We start from the raw sequence: 595 nt of genomic DNA on the forward strand, positions 1-595 counted from the left end.
GCGGATCGTATCAATGCCATCACCAAGCTCGTAGACATAGGTCGTTGTCGTATAATTATAGGTAATGAGTAAGTCATTACCTTGACCGCCAATTAATGTATTATGTTGCCAATTCCCTTGTGATAGTAAGGTATCATCACCAGTGCCACCATAAACTTCTGAATTACTCCCATGACCATAGAGTGTATCGTTACCTTCCTCACCATATAATTGATCAAAGCCGCCTTGACCGTGCACCACATCATCACCGGCACCAGCATATACGATATCAGCACCAGCGCCAGCATAAATGACATCATTACCAGCACCTGCTTCAATCATATCATTACCACCTCCTGCGTGAACCACATCATCCCCAGCATAAGCAAAAAACCTTTCTCCAAAATCCGTACCAGATAATGTATTCGCTAATGCGTCACCGACAATATCTGAATTTAAGCGTGCATCCTCGCGCTTAATCACCGTACCATCAGCAAATTCAAAGCCACTGACTTTCGTACGAGTATAACCACTTACCACATAAAAATTCTCTATAAGCACACGATTATTTTCATCATCACCAACTTGGATATCCAAATTGTTACCTTGTTTGCTT

At 42.0% G+C, this 595-nt stretch carries 1 protein-coding gene; it reads right to left on the reverse strand.

What is annotated here, in order from left to right:
- Positions 1-576: calcium-binding protein (locus ACTS4L_RS11385; protein ID WP_440652075.1), on the reverse strand; the 576-nt coding region annotated here is incomplete at its 3' end.
- Positions 577-595: the final 19 nt, after the last annotated feature.

The sequence above is a fragment of the Cysteiniphilum sp. 19S12-1 genome (assembly GCF_052030685.1).
GTDB lineage: Bacteria > Pseudomonadota > Gammaproteobacteria > Francisellales > Francisellaceae > Caedibacter.